General features: G+C 41.4%; 13 protein-coding genes. 8 read left to right on the top strand and 5 right to left on the bottom strand.

Annotation, left to right across the window (positions count from 1 at the left end):
- The first annotated feature begins 224 nt into the window (after positions 1-224).
- The 7 genes from glk (at position 225) to F9Y84_RS11980 (ending at position 7,995) form a co-directional block, all read left to right on the top strand.
- The gene (glk, locus tag F9Y84_RS12010; RefSeq protein ID WP_128730162.1) at positions 225-1,232 is read left to right on the top strand and encodes a glucokinase; all 1,008 of its coding nucleotides are present in this window, start codon (positions 225-227) and stop codon (positions 1,230-1,232) included.
- A 4-nt stretch (positions 1,233-1,236) separates the two neighbouring features.
- Entirely contained in the window at positions 1,237-2,256 is a 1,020-nt protein-coding gene (locus tag F9Y84_RS12005) for a LacI family DNA-binding transcriptional regulator (protein WP_125253207.1), read from the top strand.
- Between the two features lie 693 nt (positions 2,257-2,949).
- A complete protein-coding gene (gene edd / locus F9Y84_RS12000; protein WP_125253206.1) occupies positions 2,950-4,803 on the top strand; it encodes a phosphogluconate dehydratase in 1,854 nt (617 codons plus the stop codon).
- A gap of 23 nt (positions 4,804-4,826) precedes the next feature.
- Positions 4,827-5,447 (top strand): bifunctional 4-hydroxy-2-oxoglutarate aldolase/2-dehydro-3-deoxy-phosphogluconate aldolase, encoded by a 621-nt coding sequence (locus F9Y84_RS11995; protein WP_125253205.1) that lies wholly within the window; start codon positions 4,827-4,829, stop codon positions 5,445-5,447.
- Positions 5,448-5,464: 17 nt separating this feature from the next.
- Complete coding sequence (gap, locus tag F9Y84_RS11990) at positions 5,465-6,469, top strand: type I glyceraldehyde-3-phosphate dehydrogenase (RefSeq protein WP_128732661.1); 1,005 nt, start codon at positions 5,465-5,467, stop codon at positions 6,467-6,469.
- 167 nt (positions 6,470-6,636) lie between these two features.
- Positions 6,637-7,281, top strand: coding sequence for an adenylate kinase (gene adk, locus F9Y84_RS11985; RefSeq protein WP_125253203.1), 645 nt, complete (start codon positions 6,637-6,639; stop codon positions 7,279-7,281).
- A 564-nt stretch (positions 7,282-7,845) separates the two neighbouring features.
- Positions 7,846-7,995, top strand: coding sequence for a ubiquitin family protein (locus F9Y84_RS11980; protein ID WP_167508278.1), 150 nt, complete (start codon positions 7,846-7,848; stop codon positions 7,993-7,995).
- A 470-nt stretch (positions 7,996-8,465) separates the two neighbouring features.
- Here the strand turns inward: F9Y84_RS11980 and F9Y84_RS11975 are convergent, their stop codons facing one another.
- The 4 genes from F9Y84_RS11975 to cmoA form a co-directional block, all read right to left on the bottom strand.
- Positions 8,466-9,788, bottom strand: coding sequence for a hypothetical protein (locus F9Y84_RS11975; RefSeq protein WP_147390309.1), 1,323 nt, complete (start codon positions 9,786-9,788; stop codon positions 8,466-8,468).
- Between the two features lie 208 nt (positions 9,789-9,996).
- Positions 9,997-10,416, bottom strand: coding sequence for a hypothetical protein (locus tag F9Y84_RS11970; protein WP_125253201.1), 420 nt, complete (start codon positions 10,414-10,416; stop codon positions 9,997-9,999).
- Between the two features lie 516 nt (positions 10,417-10,932).
- Positions 10,933-11,901 carry a tRNA 5-methoxyuridine(34)/uridine 5-oxyacetic acid(34) synthase CmoB gene (cmoB, locus tag F9Y84_RS11965; RefSeq protein ID WP_147390308.1) on the bottom strand — a complete coding sequence of 323 codons (969 nt, stop codon included), beginning with the start codon at positions 11,899-11,901 and terminating at the stop codon, positions 10,933-10,935.
- Positions 11,902-11,909: 8 nt separating this feature from the next.
- Complete coding sequence (gene cmoA / locus F9Y84_RS11960) at positions 11,910-12,635, bottom strand: carboxy-S-adenosyl-L-methionine synthase CmoA (RefSeq protein ID WP_147390307.1); 726 nt, start codon at positions 12,633-12,635, stop codon at positions 11,910-11,912.
- A gap of 115 nt (positions 12,636-12,750) precedes the next feature.
- Here cmoA and F9Y84_RS11955 point away from each other — a divergent pair, with 115 nt between their 5' ends.
- Positions 12,751-13,428: a DUF3334 family protein gene (locus tag F9Y84_RS11955; protein ID WP_125253198.1), complete on the top strand. Its 678-nt coding sequence runs from the start codon at positions 12,751-12,753 to the stop codon at positions 13,426-13,428.
- Positions 13,429-13,820: 392 nt separating this feature from the next.
- Here the strand turns inward: F9Y84_RS11955 and F9Y84_RS11950 are convergent, their stop codons facing one another.
- On the bottom strand, positions 13,821-17,552 hold the full coding sequence (locus tag F9Y84_RS11950; protein WP_147390306.1) for a response regulator: 3,732 nt from the start codon (positions 17,550-17,552) through the stop codon (positions 13,821-13,823).
- Positions 17,553-17,560 lie beyond the last annotated feature (8 nt).

Raw genomic sequence — 17,560 nt, 5'->3', positions numbered from 1 at the left:
TCTGACACCGGTGTCATAATGTCGGTGTTTTATCATTTTGTTGTCAAAACGTATTTAGCTGCCCTATGCCAAGGGCAGCATTTTTTTACCAATTAATTCAATTTAGGTAGGAGCAAAAGCCAAGGCGTGCAAATTTTGGCTAGCTGAGACAATAAATTGCAGGACGTGTGCTGGCAGCCCTGATGTTAGCCCAAGCATAATCGCAGTGATAAAGAGATAATAATATGAGCCAGACAACAAGCCATTCATCCGTGCCGTTTGAACCGATTGTCGTTGCCGACATCGGGGGAACAAATGCTAGATTTGCTATAGTGTCAGATTTCGACACACAAACTAATCGTTTTTCAATCACTCACCAAGTTACTTTTCCAAGTGCTGAATTCCAATCTTTTGAAGCCGCTATCCAAAAATATTTAACTGAGTTACCCATCCCACAACCACGCCGAGCGTGTTTAGCGGTTGCAGGTCCTATTAAGTCTCAGCAAGTACACCTAACTAATCTTGGTTGGCATTTTAATTCTGAAGACATTCAATCACAGTTTGACTTTTATGAACTGGCGGTTATAAACGACTTCGCCGCGTTTGCGTATGCTTCACCATATTTAGCATTAGAGAAAAACCTTGTAATTAAACAAGGCCAGCCAGAGTTAGGGGCAAATATTGGGGTGATGGGACCCGGAACTGGTTTTGGGGCTGCGTGTCTTGCGCGAGATATTAACGGCAGTGCAGTGATGAGCTGTGAAGCTGGGCATATTTCACTTGCACCGGTGACCGCTTTAGATAAAGAATTATTGACCGTCCTTCGTGCCAGCATTCAGCATGTCTCTGTTGAGACTGTATTTTCTGGCCCCGGTATCGCAAGACTTTACAAAGCCATGGCGCAAGTGCGTGGTGAGCAAGCAAAAGACTTAAACGCTGCGCAAGTTAGTGCTCTTGCCAAAGAATGTAAAGTGTGTGACGCGACGCTTACACATTTTTGCGACTGGATGGGCAGTGTAGCAGGCGACTTAGCGCTGACTTTTGGTGCTTTAGGTGGCGTTTATATTGGCGGTGGGATATTGCCTCGCATGCAGACTAGATTGCAAGCAAGTAGCTTTGTTGAGCGCTTTACTGAAAAAGGCATGATGTCGCAGTATACCAGCCAAATTCCAGTAACTTTGGTGGTGCAGGATAATATTCCACTAATTGGTGCTGCGGCTTGTATTCACGAGCGACGAGGATCGTTAAGGTAGGCCAATGAAAAAAGTAACTATCAATAGCGTTGCTGAGTATGCTGGAGTGTCAAAAAAGACAGTTTCTCGGGTTCTGAACAACGAACCTAATGTCAGTCCGGCAACTCGCGAAAAAGTGCTAAAAGTTTTTGAAGAATTAAATTATAAACCAAATCCAATCGCGCGGGGTCTGGCACAAAACCGCAGCTTTATTATTGGTTGCCTTTACGATAATCCATCAAAGAGTTACATCACGCGCGTGCAAAGTGGTGCGCTTGAGGCATGCCAAAAACACAGTTACAACTTATTGATCCACCCATGTGAACTGCGTGGTCAAGACCTTATTGATAACGTTGAGCAGTTACTGACGACTTCAAGATTAGATGGAATTGTACTTACCCCACCATTTTCAGACTCCAAAGAGCTGATAGCTTTTTTAAAGCAGCGAAAAATTCCGTATGCACGTGTCGCGTCGGCAATTGAAGGAGATGACTCCATTTCGATTAGAAGTAACGATGAACAGGGCGCGTTTGAACTTACAGAGCACTTGATTAAGTTAGGTCACACCGAAATAGCATTTATCAAAGGTCACCCAGATCACAGTGCCACAGAAAATCGTTTTTCCGGTTATCAGCGCGCGATCGCAAAGCATGGTATAGATTTTCAGCCGCGTTTAGTCGCAGAAGGTAACTTCAGTTACCATTCGGGTGCAGACAGCGCAAAAGCGATTTTAGATCTAGACCCTAGGCCGACCGCTGTTTTTGCTTCAAATGACTATATGGCGGCTGCCGTTTTAAAGTTGGCTACGCAACGTGAAATTAAAGTGCCGCAACAGTTGTCTATTGCAGGCTTTGATAATGCGCCGATCGCTCGGCATATTTGGCCTGGACTAACGACCATTGCACAGCCTGTCGAAGAGATGACACGTATTGCAGTAGAGGAGTTAATAAAGCATATTTCGCAGCCGCAAGAAACGCCATTTCAACATGTACTTGAAGCTAAACTCATTACTCGAGAGTCGACCCAAGCGCGCTCGAACTCATAACATTTTCAATTTTTATACTTGCCCCAAAGCCCAATGCTTAGTCATTGGGCTTTTTATTTTCGCTGTTCTTAGGAAAAATGTTAAATACAGCGCGTTCAAGTAATCCTCAGGTTTGTATCGCATTAATGAAGCTTGTTGACCCATCAGTTATACCAATTTGACTTAATACTTGCTCAATTTGAAGGAGTAAATCTGACGCTAACAGCGTTAAAAATTTCTCATTTAGAACAACTAAATAGCAAAATTTTTGTCTCGTTATCGACAAGATTTTCTCGCCTCAAAATAGACCACTTAATTAAGCAAATTGGTATTAAGCTGCATATCGTCATGCTAAGGCCAATTGAGAATTTAACTCTACAATAGTGATTATGATCAGACATTAGAATAATTATTTTTGTCATAATAATTAACAATAAAATCAAACAACTAACGATTCTTGTTACACAGATACCAGTTGAATTTCTAATGGTTATAATTTGGTCATTTTAAAAAGTTAGACTAAATTTATAAGAAAGGTTGACACCGGTGTCAGCTTTGTGAGTAAATATAGTGACACCGGTGTCAGGTTGGGGTGAGAGACAACCTGATAGCGTACCTTTGAACGGGTAAATCAAAGCAGCTCTGTACAAGGATTGCCACGAATGCTGGTAATCGTGCAGAGCCTTTTTCCTCTAACACTAGAGAGTCAGTATTATGTTGCATCCACGAATTCAGGAAGTCACCGAACGCGTCATTGAGCGAAGCAAAGCAACACGTCAAGCCTATTTAGCTCGAATCCAACAAGCAAAAAAACAAACGCGCGTACGAGCAGGACTGGGCTGTGGAAATCTAGCACACGTGATGGCTGCATGTTCAAGCAGTGACAAAGCACGTCTGAAAGAAGACGAACAACCAAATTTAGCAATTATTAATTCGTACAATGACATGCTGTCGGCGCACGAACCATATAAAGAATATCCAGATTTAATTAAAGCAGTGGCAAATAAGTTTGATGCGACTGCACAAGTGGCAGGTGGTGTACCTGCGATGTGTGACGGGGTGACACAAGGCCGCGATGGTATGGAACTGTCTTTGTTCTCTCGCGACGTAATTGCCATGTCAACAGCGGTGGCATTATCGCATGATGTTTTCGATGGAGTTTTCTGTCTTGGCGTATGCGACAAAATCGTCCCAGGATTATTAATCGGCGCGTTATCTTTTGGTCATTTACCTATTTTCTTTTTGCCAGCAGGCCCAATGCAGTCGGGGATCCCAAATAAAGAAAAAGCTCGTATTCGTCAAAAGTTCGCTCAAGGTCTAGTAAGTCGGGATGAGCTACTAGAAGCCGAAAGTGCTTCCTATCACAGTGCTGGTACTTGTACTTTTTATGGCACAGCAAATTCTAACCAGATGCTAATGGAGATCATGGGTCTTCATTTACCTGGTAGTTCGTTTATCAACCCATACACTGAGCTAAGAGATGGCCTAACAGCGAGTGCAGTTGAGACCATGTTGGCGCAACTGCTCGATGGAAAAAGTGGCAATGTACTTGCGGACATCGTGAGTGAAAAAACCGTTATTAATGGTTTAGTTGGTCTATTGTCTACTGGTGGTTCAACTAACCATGCTATCCACTTGGTGGCGATGGCAAAAGCGGCAGGTGTGCAAATTACCTGGAAGGATATGGCCGACTTGTCTGAAGTGGTGCCGTTATTAACGCGTATTTATCCAAACGGGCATGCAGATGTAAACCATTTCCAAGCAGCAGGGGGGATGGGCTTCTTGATGCGTGAATTGAGAGATGGCGGCTTCTTACACAATGACGTCAAAACAATTGTGGGCGAAGGACTTGATGCTTACACCATGGAGCCATTGCTGGATATTAACAGCAATGTGATCATTAGCGATAACCAAGGGCCTGCTAAAGTGAAGTGGGTACCAGTGCCTGAGAATTCGCTAGATGAAGAAGTGCTTCGTCCAGTCGCAAATCCATTTAATAAGCAAGGTGGCTTGCAATTACTCAGTGGTAATTTGGGTAAAGCGGTGATTAAAGTATCTGCGGTACAAGAGCAGCATCAAACTGTGACGGCGCCAGCAAAGGTATTCAGTTCTCAAGGTGAATTACAAGAAGCCTTTGCTGCTGGCAAGCTTAACCAAGATTTTATTGCCGTGATTAAAGAACAAGGCCCTAAAGCGAAAGGTATGCCTGAGCTTCATAAACTGACACCAGTGATGGCTACACTACAAGACCAAGGCTTTAAAGTGGCAATTGTCACCGATGGTCGTATGTCTGGTGCTTCGGGTAAAGTACCAGCAGCAATACACCTTGCGCCTGAAGCGGTTGAAGGTGGTGCAATTGCTAAAGTGCACGAAGGTGATTTGATCACTCTAAATGCACCTAAAGGCGAATTAGTGCTACACGTCTCTGATGAAGAAATGGCACAGCGTGAATTACAGCTATCACCACAGTCACAGACATTTGGTACAGGCCGAGAGCTATTTTCAGGATTTAGACACATAGTGAGTAGTGCAGATCAAGGCGCATGCTCATTTGGCATCGAAGAATAATAACAGTGGGAATGAGGGTGAGCATGAGTATTAAAGAGATATTGTCAGCAGCACCAGTGGTTCCGGTTATCGTTATTGATAACCTAGAAGACGCGGTACCGCTTGCTAGGGCATTGTTTAATGGTGGCTTGCGAGCACTTGAAGTTACACTTCGCACACCGGTGGCAGCGCAAGCGGTGAAAGACATTAAAGCGGCTTTACCAGAGGCCTATGTCGGTACTGGCACGGTAGTGGATAAAGCAACTTTCAATGCTTCTGTAGAAGCCGGCGCTGATTTTATGGTCAGCCCTGGCGTAAATGACGAATTATTGGAACTGGCAAAGTCTTCAAGTATTCCATTCCTTCCAGGTGCCGCAACGCCAAGTGAGGTGATGAAACTTGCAAGTCATGGTTTTGAATTCTTGAAATTTTTCCCAGCAGAAGCTGCAGGTGGTGCACCAATGCTTAAGTCTATTGGCGGACCAATTCCACAAGTAAAATTCTGTCCAACGGGTGGTATTTCGTTGGCAACTGCACCTAAGTATTTAGCACTCGACAATGTGGTATGTGTGGGCGGTACTTGGATGCTTGATAAAGCGCTTATCGCAAACAAAGACTGGCAAGCCATTGAAGCGCTTGCAAAACAAGCAAGTGAAGTAAAATAGATTAGGGGACAGTTATCATGATTAATATCGCAATTAATGGCTATGGACGTATAGGTCGTAATGTACTTCGCGCACTATACGAGTCAGGTCAGAATAAAGACATTAAAGTTGTTGCCATTAACGATCTTGCACCTGCAAATGTAAATGCGCATCTAACTCAGTTTGACTCAGTACATGGCCGCTTTCAAGAGCAAGTTGTACTGAATGATAATACACTGGTTATTGGTGGAGATGAAATTACGCTAACGCAAGAGCGTGATCCTGCAAACTTACCATGGAAAACACTGGATGTTGACGTCGTGCTTGAATGTACGGGGTTGTTTACTTCTCGCGAAGCCGCTGCAAAGCACATTGAAGCGGGCGCTAAGAAAGTGATCGTTTCTGCACCGGGTACTGATATGGACGCAACGGTTGTTCATGGCGTTAACAGTGAAGTACTTAATGCTGAGTCAACGATTATTTCTAACGCATCTTGCACCACAAACTGTCTTGCGCCTATTGCAAAAGTGTTAAACGACACTATTGGAATTGAGCAAGGTAGCATGACGACTATCCATGCTTACACGAACGATCAGAACTTATCTGACGTATACCACAAAGATTTGTACCGCGCTCGAAGTGCAACACAATCGATGATCCCAACAAAAACAGGTGCAGCAAAAGCAGTAGGCCTTGTGCTGCCTGAGCTGGCGGGTAAACTAGACGGCATGGCGGTTCGCGTGCCAACTATCAATGTATCGCTAGTTGATTTAACTTTTGTTGCCAAGCGCGAGACGTCAAAAGAAGAGGTCAACGCGGCAATTAAAGCAGCTGCTGAGGGCGTAATGAGTGAAATCCTAGAGTACAATGAGCTACCTCTGGTTTCGATCGATTTTAATCATAACCCAGCTTCTTCGGTATTTGACTCAACGCAAACCAAAGTTGATGGCAAACTTGTAAAAGTGATGGCTTGGTATGATAACGAGTGGGGTTTCTCTTGCCGCATGTTAGACCAAGTGAAGGCACTAGGTACATTCTTATAATCAGGATTAATTTCTGACCAAAAGCTCTGTTAATCGCAGAGCTTTTTTGTTTTTACGAGAAAAATGACCATTCTGCCTTATCAATTGGTATAAGTCCCTTGAGGATTGGCAGCGTATATGGAAAAATTCACACACAAATACCAATAACTCCAAACGAGGATTTAATTATGCGCATCATCTTGCTAGGCGCACCGGGTGCAGGTAAAGGTACTCAAGCTCAATTTTTAATGGACAAGTATGGGATCCCTCAGATCTCTACAGGTGACATGTTACGTGCCGCAATTAAAGAGGGAACACCACTGGGTCTTGAAGCGAAAAAAGTCATGGATGCCGGTCAATTGGTGTCTGATGAAATTATTATCGGCTTAGTCAAAGAGCGCATTGCTAAAGAAGATTGTGCAAACGGCTTCTTGCTTGACGGTTTTCCACGTACTATCCCACAAGCTGATGCAATGAAAGAAAATGGCATCAATGTAGACCATGTCATCGAGTTTGACGTTGCGGATGAGATCATTGTTGAGCGTATGAGTGGTCGTCGTGTACACCCAGGTTCTGGCCGTGTTTACCACATTGTTTACAATCCGCCTAAAGTTGAAGGCAAAGACGATGTGACAGGTGAAGACCTTATCATCCGTGATGACGATACAGAAGAAACAGTACGTAAACGCCTAGCAATTTATCACGAGCAAACTAAGCCACTTGTAGATTACTACAGCGCTGAAGCGGACGCCGGTAACACGCAGTATCACAAACTTGATGGTACTCAAGCTGTTGATGCGGTCAGCAAGCAGCTTGGTGAGCTTTTAGGCTAAAGTTTACAAATCGAAATAAAAAGGAGCTAATTTTAGCTCCTTTTTTAGTATATTAACCTCGCAACAAAAAGAATATTTAAGTCTCCTAAAAAGGTAAAAGTTTCACTCTACATGCCCAAGCTCCAGTTCTAGCGAGCAGTTTGCTAGCAAATCCAGACTGGCCTAGCAATTTCCATAGATTAGCAGGTGTTACGGTACAATTGCTTCCTCTCAGCTAGATATAGTGAAGGTTTTCAGCAGTAATAGTTGGTTAAGTTTGGATCCTGGTGATCCACACCTTCACAAGGTGTTGTATTCATCCAGAGAGATTTTTTAATTAAAGTAGTTGTTGAAAGCTTAAAAAAAGCTGTATGCAGTATACTTTAGAGCAACTAGCGGATAGGGGCTCAGGTCGTTAACTCGTCACCTGAGTAACAAGTCTTTCTAACGCAAATTCATACTTTCCGTATTAAAAAACAGGACAATTTAAAAGCAAATGTTTGCTAACTATCTCAATGTTGTTATTATTTTTTTACTTGCAATGTAAGCAAGTTGAAAATTCAGATTGTCATTAAGGATAAAAAAATGAAATTAAAAGTAAAAAAGAAAAACATGTTAAACCTATCTGATAACAAGTCATTAAACCAAAAACTGACACCACAAGTTGCGGGAGGCGGATTTACTTCCAGTTGGTTTAAAGAGTTAAGTAGAGCATATTGCGACATTGCAAAATAACTTAAACCATGGGTGATAGAACAACTAGGTAGGCTTCTCTTATAGTGTAAAGATAAGACTTGCCATTAAGGGTTGATATATCTACATGATTTGGAGCGTTTTAGCTCCTTTTTCACTTTATTTCTTGCGTAGAGATGAGCATAAAGCCGTATGACATTCGTACTATCCTATTGTTTTGATTAGTCACAAAACTTCTTATTTAGAACAGCTTAGAAGCAAAATTTTTGCCTTGCTTACAGGACGTAGTTACCGAGGTAATAGTAGGACGCGGGCGCGGTGTTATCGACAAGACTTTCTCGCCTCAACATAGACCTCTTAATTAAGATAATTGGTTTAAGGCTGTTATAGCGATGGTGTTAATCGATAGTGGGAATTACGGCTAAGAGGCTCTCAATGGAAGTTAGATGATATAAGTCGAGCTCTGAGCTTTTTACGCGTTTAAGCTCGCCTCATATCACCTTTAATAAAGCTTAATTGGAGTTAAGTTCAAACTCTATTCTGATGGAAGCGCCACCATCATATATACCACTGTCTATCAATTGTTCGTATGTTTGGCGTTGAAACACATTGATAAGGTCAATGTAATTACCTTCATGATTATAATCGTAAAGGTTAAATGAGAGGTACATAGAGCTTTCATCCATCGTCTCATCAGTGAGAATATCACCAAATTCCAAATCAGGGATTGTTCCTTTAGCTTCAGAGTTGATATACCAACTTACCGCACCATGCTTGTAATCATTAAACCCTATCATATATTGTACTCTGTCAGCACTGGGTACAGCGTTGGTGTAATCATAAGATAATACGTTACTATTTGATGATACTAGGGCATTAACAAAGCTGTTTGAAAACTCATAACCAACATCGTAGGCCGAAATCTTCTGCGGTTGATCTAAGTGACCATTTTCGTCGATATGCTGATATGCAGTATTAAAGCTCTTAAAGTTACCCTCTGCAAAGCTGTTTTCCTCAAAGCTTGCAAGAGAAAGTAAGTTGGTATCTGCAATAGAGGGGTAGATATAAAGATTATCTTTGGTTCTATATGAAACTTGATGAAAAACAGAGCGGTTATCAATGGCACCACGTATGTTAACAGTCCCCATACTATGCTCATCAATGTGTGAGTAGTCGACTTTAACGCCTTGATGAATAAAGTCAGACTCTTTTACACTGATTGCTCCGGAAGAGAGATCAAATTTCGCCGCTTTTGAGCCGCCAAAGTATGGCGTTTTGATTGAAAGATAAGCGAGTTTATCCTTGCTACACATTGGCAATACGTCATCAGCAACATCAATATGAATTGGGCGGCGATTTACCCCCTCCAAAATAGCATCAGGTGCAGATATTTTAAGTTCAGAAATATCGACTTGCGCCTCATATGTACATGAACAAGAGTCATCACTGTTATAAAAACTGAGTCTATCTAGTGTTAATCCGTTAGAAACATCAAGATACGTGTCGACATAAGTCACCTTTTCACCATCATTGTTTTTCATTGGTATTATGACAGAGATATGTTGTGTCCCTTGGGGAATATCGGTATCTATCTTCCCTTGATTGTCAGATTTTGTGGTACCGTTTACGGCACCATCAAGTTTATGGAATACAACATCAAAAGCTGGTCGAGTGGCTTCACCGCACGAGTTAGTCACGCTAGTCATTGTTGTGAATTTTGCTAGAGCAGCACTGCTGCTTCCTGAACCTTGTGTACTGTTGTTATTATCACTACCGCCACAAGCTACTAATGAAGAGATAAGCGCAAGCGCGATGAGTGTTTTTGTAGTTTTCATTGATTTAGTCCATTATTGAATCAGTGCAGATGCTACCCAAAATCAGGAACAAAGTATAGCGCTGTTTCGGACTTATCCTTGATAATTACTATATAAATTAATCGATTATAAACTTGTACTGTTTTAGAGTAAGAAGCAAAAAAGATTTCTACTTACTATGTAATCTGGTGTTTGGATGCTGGCTAAATCATTGCTTCTTCTACATACCTTATTCCAAATTAAACACTTCTTTGAAATGATCCCATAAGCCCAGTGATTCACCAGCAAAGATATCAATACCTAGCCAAGACTTTAATAAGTAAAGCGCAACAAACAAGATCCCAAGCAAAATAACACTGAAGACAAGTAGCGTGATTAAAAAAACGATAGCGGCGGTAACACGTTCGCTCGAGCTTAGCTTGCGCCTGTTTACACCGCCAAGGAAAACAAAATAGAAACTCCAGGGTAAGAATGGCAGTGCTAATGTCGGCCTAAAGTCAATCTTATGGTTGTTCCAACTACGCGTATCCATTGCTTTTTGTAGTGCTTTGCGTTGTTTGTAACTAAAGCTGGCAGCTATATCAGGATCCATTTTCTTTAACAGTTGCCGCACATGGGTATATTCTTGATCTGATTTATTTACAGCCATTTAGTCTCCTTTTATGATGAAATAAGCCATGTAATGACAGCTGAGCTTTGTGTGGGGTACCTGAACAGAAGGCTTTTAGGCTGATCATGATCCCATTTTTACGGATTACTTCTCGCTTGCTTCAAAGCTAGGATTAACTGTTCCCCAAACTCTCAGGCTTTTTTAGCCACTGCTCGGGTACTATTGAAGAATAGCCATTACAGTGCCGGTTTTATAAATGGATGCGGTAGTATGTTCGATGAGCGATAAAAGTAAGCTTGCTCACCTATTGTCCAAAATGTTGGTTACTTATTACATATAGTGTAGTTCGACATATCTTACTATCAATATTAACGGTCAATCTAAAATACTGAGCTTGGGTGGGGTGCAACAGCTTCGCTTGGATTAAAGGGGGGAGGTTGATTTGTAAGCTATTACAACGATAAACACATTGGAGCTTATTGTTTTGTAGAGCTAAATATCATAGCTTGCCTAACCTGCAGAATGCAGGCTAGGCAAATTTGCACATTAACTTCCTTACGCCTTAGCAGTAAAAATGGCGCGAAGTGGAGCCGGATAGCCTTCTATCGTTTTGTTTGGGTCATCAGGGTCTAAAAAGTCAGCAAGCGACTCTGTTTCCATCCACGGGGTCTGGCGCTGCTCGTCCAATGACGTCACATCCCGGTTAACAACTTTAATGTCTTTGAAGCCAACTCGCTCCAGCCATAAGGTTAGTGCATCACAACTTGGAATAAACCATACGTTACGCATTTTTGCGTAACGATCGGTGGGCACCAATACCGTGTTAACATCCCCTTCAACGACGAGAGTTTCTAGTACCAACTCGCCGCCTTTGCGTAGTTGAGCCTTAAGCTGAGCTAAAAAATCAATCGGGGAACGACGGTGATACAAGACACCCATCGAAAAAACGGTATCAAAGGCTTTAAGCTCTGGCAATTGCTCTACACCAAGCGGTAATAGGTGAACATTAGGGTCTGGATTATAGTGCTTGATAGTTTGAAATTGACATAGAAATAGGTCAGATGGATCTATACCGACAACCAGTTCTGCACCTTCACCACGCATACGCCAAAGGTGGTAGCCTGAGCCACACCCAATATCTAGCACATTGCGGCCTTTTAAATCGCTAATGTGTGGTAACAATCTATCCCACTTCCAATCACTGCGCCATTCTGTGTCAATATGTATACCATGCAGGTGAAATGGCCCTTTTCTCCAAGGCATCATACGCTTAAGAAGGTGTGTCAGTTGCTTTTGGTGACCTTCGCTGATTTCTTCTACCGTGCCAATTTCAACTTTTGTAGTGATGTTGACATGCGAAGTAGAAATGTCAGGTAAGTTTTTAAGTACTTTTTCCCATTTTGGCCAGTCTCCATGCTGTGCTTCTTTTTGCCAATGACTTAGCTGCGCAGGAAGTGTTTCGAGCCAATGGCTCAGTGGTGTCTTTGCTATGGTAGCGTAAAAGTCAGTAAACCAATGATTCATAATTGCCTCTATTTTATAGCTACCAGTGAGCAGAAGTTAAAACATTGATACCAGACTTGAGTTTGACTAAAGCCAATATCTTCTAATCTTGTCAAATGTGTGCTCAAAGAGTCTGTGCGCATCACGTTTTCAATCGCTGTACGCTTTTGGCTGATTTCCAATTCGGAATAGCCATTGTGACGTTTAAAGTCATGATGGAGATCGATCAATAAATTGTCTTTAATGTCATTTTCCCCACGAATTTTTTCGCTCAATAGTAATACACCACCGGGTTTTAGGCCCTGATATATCTTCTCAAGCACCGCATTGCGGTTTTCTGGTGGAATAAACTGTAGCGTGAAATTCATCGCAACCACCGAGGCGTTATTAATTTCTATTTCATTAATGTCGCCTAAAATGACAGAGACGGGCACATCAGATTTAAAGCCTTTTAAGTGAAGTTTACAGCGTTCAGTCATTGGCGCAGAATTATCTACAGCGATAATGTGACAATTTTCTTTGTCGATGTTTCTGCGCATACTTAATGTTACTGCACCTAAAGAGCATCCTAAGTCATATAAATTGGAGTTGCTTTGTGTATATGCACCAGCAAGTTTACCCATTGTACTGACTATCGTTGCATATCCAGGCACGGATCGCTGGATCATGTCTGGAAATACTTCGACAACATTTTCGTCAAAAGTAAAGTCTTTTACTGCTTGCTCAGTGGCATAAATACTGTCTTTGCCCGTCACATCAAATCTCTCTTTGAAAATAATCTCGCTATTTTAGCATTTTATGCTGGATAGTCAGTGATAAATTCAGTAGCTTGGCTACTATTAATGATAAGAAGTAAATATGAGATAAAAAATGGCGAAAAACAAAGTGATTAGCACAGAAGATATTCTTTCAACTCTATGCCACTCGGTAACAGAAGTGCTGTCGTCGGCAAGCGGCAATCAAATAAGCTATTCTGCAATGGTACAAAAGATTACCCGTACTTGTATGAGACCAGATATTGGCTGCTTTGTACTGTTTGATGGTGGATTTACCGGTTTAGTTGTGACCAATTTTACGGCGCAAGCTGCGATGGAAGTTTATACTGACTATATGCGTAACATGGGTATGCCTGAAGACGAAATTGCACATAGTCATTTGTCAGATGATGTTGCAAATGTTTTAGGTGAGCTGATGAATCAAATTGTTGGTGATTTTACCAACAAGGTTCGCGAGCAGCTACATACATCTATCACACAAAACCAGCCCAAGATGATGGCGATTAATAAACAAGTACAAATCTCAGTTGATACGACCATGGATCGACCGCAAGCGCGACGTGTTACTTTTACCACGCAAGGTCAAAATATTTTCTATCTTGAGTTAGCGATGGATAAGACTGAGTTTATTAAACTTCACGACTTTGACATTGCAGAGTCTGTAGATCCAGATGATATCATTGCAAGTCAAGCGGATAAAAAGACGTCAACAAAAGCTGCACAGGAGCAAGACACTGCTGATGATGATTTTATGGATCAATTAGGTCTGTAAACGGGTAGCATTTTTTTATTGTTGCTGTGTAGACTCTGCGGCCAAGTTACCATAAAGATGCACATGTCATTACGTATGTAGCTGCGCCTATGGTGGCTGGGTTGCACGATTGCAAAGCATTATATAGCAGTCAAACAAGTTTGATGAGGTAATGGCTCTTGTCATTACTTACTCAAATGTCAGACTGAATAGTCATCTACGCTTTTTTTGGGCTATGTTTTGGCTGAGGTGTTAAGCTCTCGATAAAAGTGCTTTTAATGCTGAGTTATATTGGCAGATGTACTGTTTGCTGTGTCTTAGGCTGAAGTAGTAAGTCTTTAGCCATTTTCAGTTTTTTCCCTTGTTTGGCTTAATGCAGTAGAGGGCGCAGAAGTAATAATTGGATTGTTGAATTAGTGGACGGAGCCCTTATCGATATTTAAGTCTTTAGCTTCCTCAACACGCTTTATTGACGTTAACATCATGTATGCCTCATTAAACTCGAAGCGTGCAATAGCCGTTTTTAGCTTCTGTAACTCTACCTCCGATAAATAGCTACTGGCCGTTATGGTATCGACTAACTCAGTCGCTTGGGTATCGTAATCTCTCAGTGCTCTAGCCAATTGTATTAGCTCCTCTAGCTGACTACTCTCGCTCTTCGTCACGCTGTTAGTGGCCTCCGATTCTATTACTTTATCTTGCTTGCGACGTAACTGACATTGCCCCAGCGCATATTTTACGTACTTGATAAGCTCATCTATTTCTTGTGCTTTAGGTGGATTAATATCAAGTGAGGATTCAATTTTTTTGAATTCAGTGACTAATTTTACAATAGATAAATTAGCACTTGCGCCTTTTAAGGCGTGAAGCATACTTTGTGCAAGTTCCAAATTTTCGATTGCCAATGCTTGTTTTAAGTTGATGAGCTCTTCAACTTGCTGTGAAAGAAACTTTTCAAGAATATCAAAATAAACTTTTTGATTTCCGGCAGCACGGGCAATACCTTCTGAAATATCAATACCGTTAAACTCAATAGTTTCCTCTGATACAAAAGTTGATGTCGTGGTCACGATGTCGTTTTGTAGATCGTCTGGCTCAAGTGGTGGTAGCGAGTGGTTGACTTGCGTATATTGTAAAATACGCTCTACTAATTGCTTCACGTCAATGGGTTTAGTTACGTGATCATTCATTCCAGCATCAATACAAATTTGTATGTCCTCTTCCATTGCATTTGCCGTCATCGCCAGCACAGGTAAGGTATCTTTATCATACTCTTTTCTGATCTTTTGCGTAGCAGTGATACCATCCATTATTGGCATTTGCATATCCATTAGCACAATATTAACGTGCTTGCTTTTGAGTCGCTCAATCGCTTCTTTGCCATTATCCGCAACTACGACATCTGCACCAAAATTTGACAGTATTTCAACTGCAATTTCTTGATTTACAGGTTGGTCTTCGGCGACTAAAATCACAATTCCCTGTAACACATCATTAGGTATGGATTGCGCTTTTTCGACAACACTTCCCCTTACTGTGGTTGAACCAAAAAGTGCTGTTTGTATGATATCGATAAGGTTTGATGGATTTATTGGCTTCAATAACACGCCATCAACTAAACTTGCCTGGGTGTCTGTCAGGTGCAATTCTCGTCCATAAGCCGTGACTAAAATTATTTTACTCTTTAACTCAACAAGTTGAGAGTGAATTTTGCCAATTAATTCTATACCATCTAATTTTGGCATGTGCCAGTCAACAAAAATAAGGTCCGGCTGCTCCTTGGTAAGTATAAAGTGGTTTAGCGCTTTATTGGGATCTTGGTAAGCACTGAACTGCATTCCAAAGTTTTTCAGCATGCCGCCTAACACATCTAGTGCATGTTGGTTGTCATCGATGATGATGGCTGTTGATTTTGATAAGTAGTTAGAGAGGGGTTTTGTTTTATTAATCTCATCGCTAATCTCCATTTCTAGGGTAAAATAGAACTCGGAGCCTATACCTTCTTCACTTTCTACGTAGATCTCTCCTCCCATGAGTTTGACTAGTTGTTGTGAAATAGTTAAGCCTAAACCAGTACCACCATATTTCCTCGTAATTGAATTATCGGCTTGAGAAAATGATTGGAATAAGTTTCTCTGCTGGCGTTTGTTCATCCCAATACCAGAGTCTTTAACACTGAACTTCATTTTGGCAAGCGTAGTGGTGCAACTCACCAAAGTTACTCGGATCACCACTTCACCTTTGTCGGTAAACTTGACAGCATTCCCTGCGAGGTTGATAAGGACTTGGCTTAATCTAAATTGGTCACCAATTACACAATAAGGCACTTGAGAGTCGACATCAAAAACTAACTCTAGTTGTTTCTCTTGTGCTTTTACGCCGATAATAGTGGCAACACTATCGAGTAATTTTTCAGTTGAAAAAGCTTGGTATTCTAGTTCTACTTTACCTGCTTCTATTTTTGAGAAATCTAGAATGTCGTTAATAAGCCGCAGTAGCTGTTTAGCAGCAACATCTATTTTAGAGATATAATCATGCTGTTTTGCGCTTAATTCGCCCGATAATGCCAAATGGGACATCCCTATAATTGCATTCATCGGTGTTCTTATTTCATGGCTCATATTTGCCAAGAACTCGCTTTTTGCTTTTGCTGAATGTTGTGCAGAGTCTTTTGCTTCAATGAGCTCACGCTGTAATTGATTACGCTCTGAAACATCTAAGTACATACCCACGATACCTATTACATCGCCATCCTCATTGAAAAATGGCGCTTCGTATACGATTAATTCGCGCGCGTTTTCTTGACCATCTAGTAATAACACTTCATAGGTTTGCTCGTGTGATGAACGAATGATTTCAGCGGCTTTCGATTCAAATAAACTAGCTACCCCTAAATCAAACACTTCGTCTATCCTGGCACCAATAACATCAACTTCAAATTGGTCAAGGAGAGTTAAAAATGCTTTGTTAATACCCATAAATACACCTTCAGTAGAACGGTAGTATGTGGGGTTTGGGATGGCATTTATGATGTGATGAGTGAGTTCTAACTGCTCGCCCAAGGCGGACTCTGTTTTTTGTTGTTTCTCCATATTTTCGTTAATGACCAAAGCCAAACTTAAGTCTTTACAGAGATACTCCAAAGCATCAAATTGACTCTCACTTAACGTCTCTGCACTACCGATAAAAATCACATAAACAACTTGGTTATTTATTGTCAACGGCAAGGTATAGCGCCCTTGTATTTTTATCTCAAGATGCTTTGCTTTAAGCCACAACGGCTCGATAAGTATTTGAGATGTGTTTTGATAGGCACACTGAGTTAAACTTGATTCAATTACAGAATAATCCAGCGTAACTCCATGTGCACGGCACAAAGAAAAGGTTTGAGCATCTTGGTGTATATATAAAGCAGTACAAGGTGAATTAAACTGGTTGGCAATAAATGAGAGCGCGTGCTCAACAATTGCGCTTGAGCCTGTGATTGATTTTAGTTCTCTATTATACCTTTCGATTATTGCAGCTGAACGTAACTTTTGATTTTGTGTAGCGGTAGTCTGATGAATCGAACGGATCAGTTCTTGGATTTCAGCATCTCCTTTGGAGAAGGCCAAATCAAGTGTATCAGCACGTTCGGATTGGTTTTGTAAGCTTCTGATTATGCTGTATAACGGTGAAAAATGCTTGGCTCTCATATGCCAAATAAAAGCCGCTAAACAGATGGCAACAAAAAAGATAGTTAACGAGACGGCAATCAGTAATTGAAGTTGTTGATTATGTACTTTTTCAATCTCAGCGTTTGCCAATATCGGCAGCTTGTCTATGGCGAGTCTATATGTCTTAGGGAAGCTAAGTTGTGCCTGAGGATCAGAAGCGAAGTGAGAAGCTAAACTTTTTTGTGCTTCGTATAGCTGATCCAGCATAAAAGGCGTAGGGGGCCTTTTTGGAAATTTCAGATTATCTAGCCATTTTGTATCCCGTTCTTTTACGTACATCTCTAGCGATAAATGGTTTTGATAGGAAGTCCTAAAATCGTCTGCAATCAAGCGTTGTGATGTAGTGGCGTGAAAGAGCAAAGCTGCGCCGCCAAGTACGCCTAACAAAGCGAATAGGGCGATCCAACTTAGTAACGCTTTTGAAGACATAAGCTATT

This window comes from Pseudoalteromonas peptidolytica (assembly GCF_012641745.1).
Taxonomy (GTDB): domain Bacteria; phylum Pseudomonadota; class Gammaproteobacteria; order Enterobacterales; family Alteromonadaceae; genus Pseudoalteromonas; species Pseudoalteromonas peptidolytica.
Note: the sequence above shows the minus strand (reverse complement) of the source record. Positions and strands in the feature narration are given on the sequence as shown.

Excerpts from the sequence above, each read along its gene's own strand:
- cmoB (WP_147390308.1), bottom strand. The coding sequence starts at position 11,901 with ATGAATCATTGGTTTACTGACTTTTACGCTACCATAGCAAAGACACCA.
- F9Y84_RS11995 (WP_125253205.1), top strand. The coding sequence starts at position 4,827 with ATGAGTATTAAAGAGATATTGTCAGCAGCACCAGTGGTTCCGGTTATC.
- edd (WP_125253206.1), top strand. The coding sequence starts at position 2,950 with ATGTTGCATCCACGAATTCAGGAAGTCACCGAACGCGTCATTGAGCGA.
- F9Y84_RS12005 (WP_125253207.1), top strand. The coding sequence starts at position 1,237 with ATGAAAAAAGTAACTATCAATAGCGTTGCTGAGTATGCTGGAGTGTCA.
- F9Y84_RS11955 (WP_125253198.1), top strand. The coding sequence starts at position 12,751 with ATGGCGAAAAACAAAGTGATTAGCACAGAAGATATTCTTTCAACTCTA.
- glk (WP_128730162.1), top strand. The coding sequence starts at position 225 with ATGAGCCAGACAACAAGCCATTCATCCGTGCCGTTTGAACCGATTGTC.
- gap (WP_128732661.1), top strand. The coding sequence starts at position 5,465 with ATGATTAATATCGCAATTAATGGCTATGGACGTATAGGTCGTAATGTA.
- F9Y84_RS11980 (WP_167508278.1), top strand. The coding sequence starts at position 7,846 with ATGAAATTAAAAGTAAAAAAGAAAAACATGTTAAACCTATCTGATAAC.
- F9Y84_RS11975 (WP_147390309.1), bottom strand. The coding sequence starts at position 9,788 with ATGAAAACTACAAAAACACTCATCGCGCTTGCGCTTATCTCTTCATTA.
- F9Y84_RS11950 (WP_147390306.1), bottom strand. The coding sequence starts at position 17,552 with ATGTCTTCAAAAGCGTTACTAAGTTGGATCGCCCTATTCGCTTTGTTA.
- adk (WP_125253203.1), top strand. The coding sequence starts at position 6,637 with ATGCGCATCATCTTGCTAGGCGCACCGGGTGCAGGTAAAGGTACTCAA.
- F9Y84_RS11970 (WP_125253201.1), bottom strand. The coding sequence starts at position 10,416 with ATGGCTGTAAATAAATCAGATCAAGAATATACCCATGTGCGGCAACTG.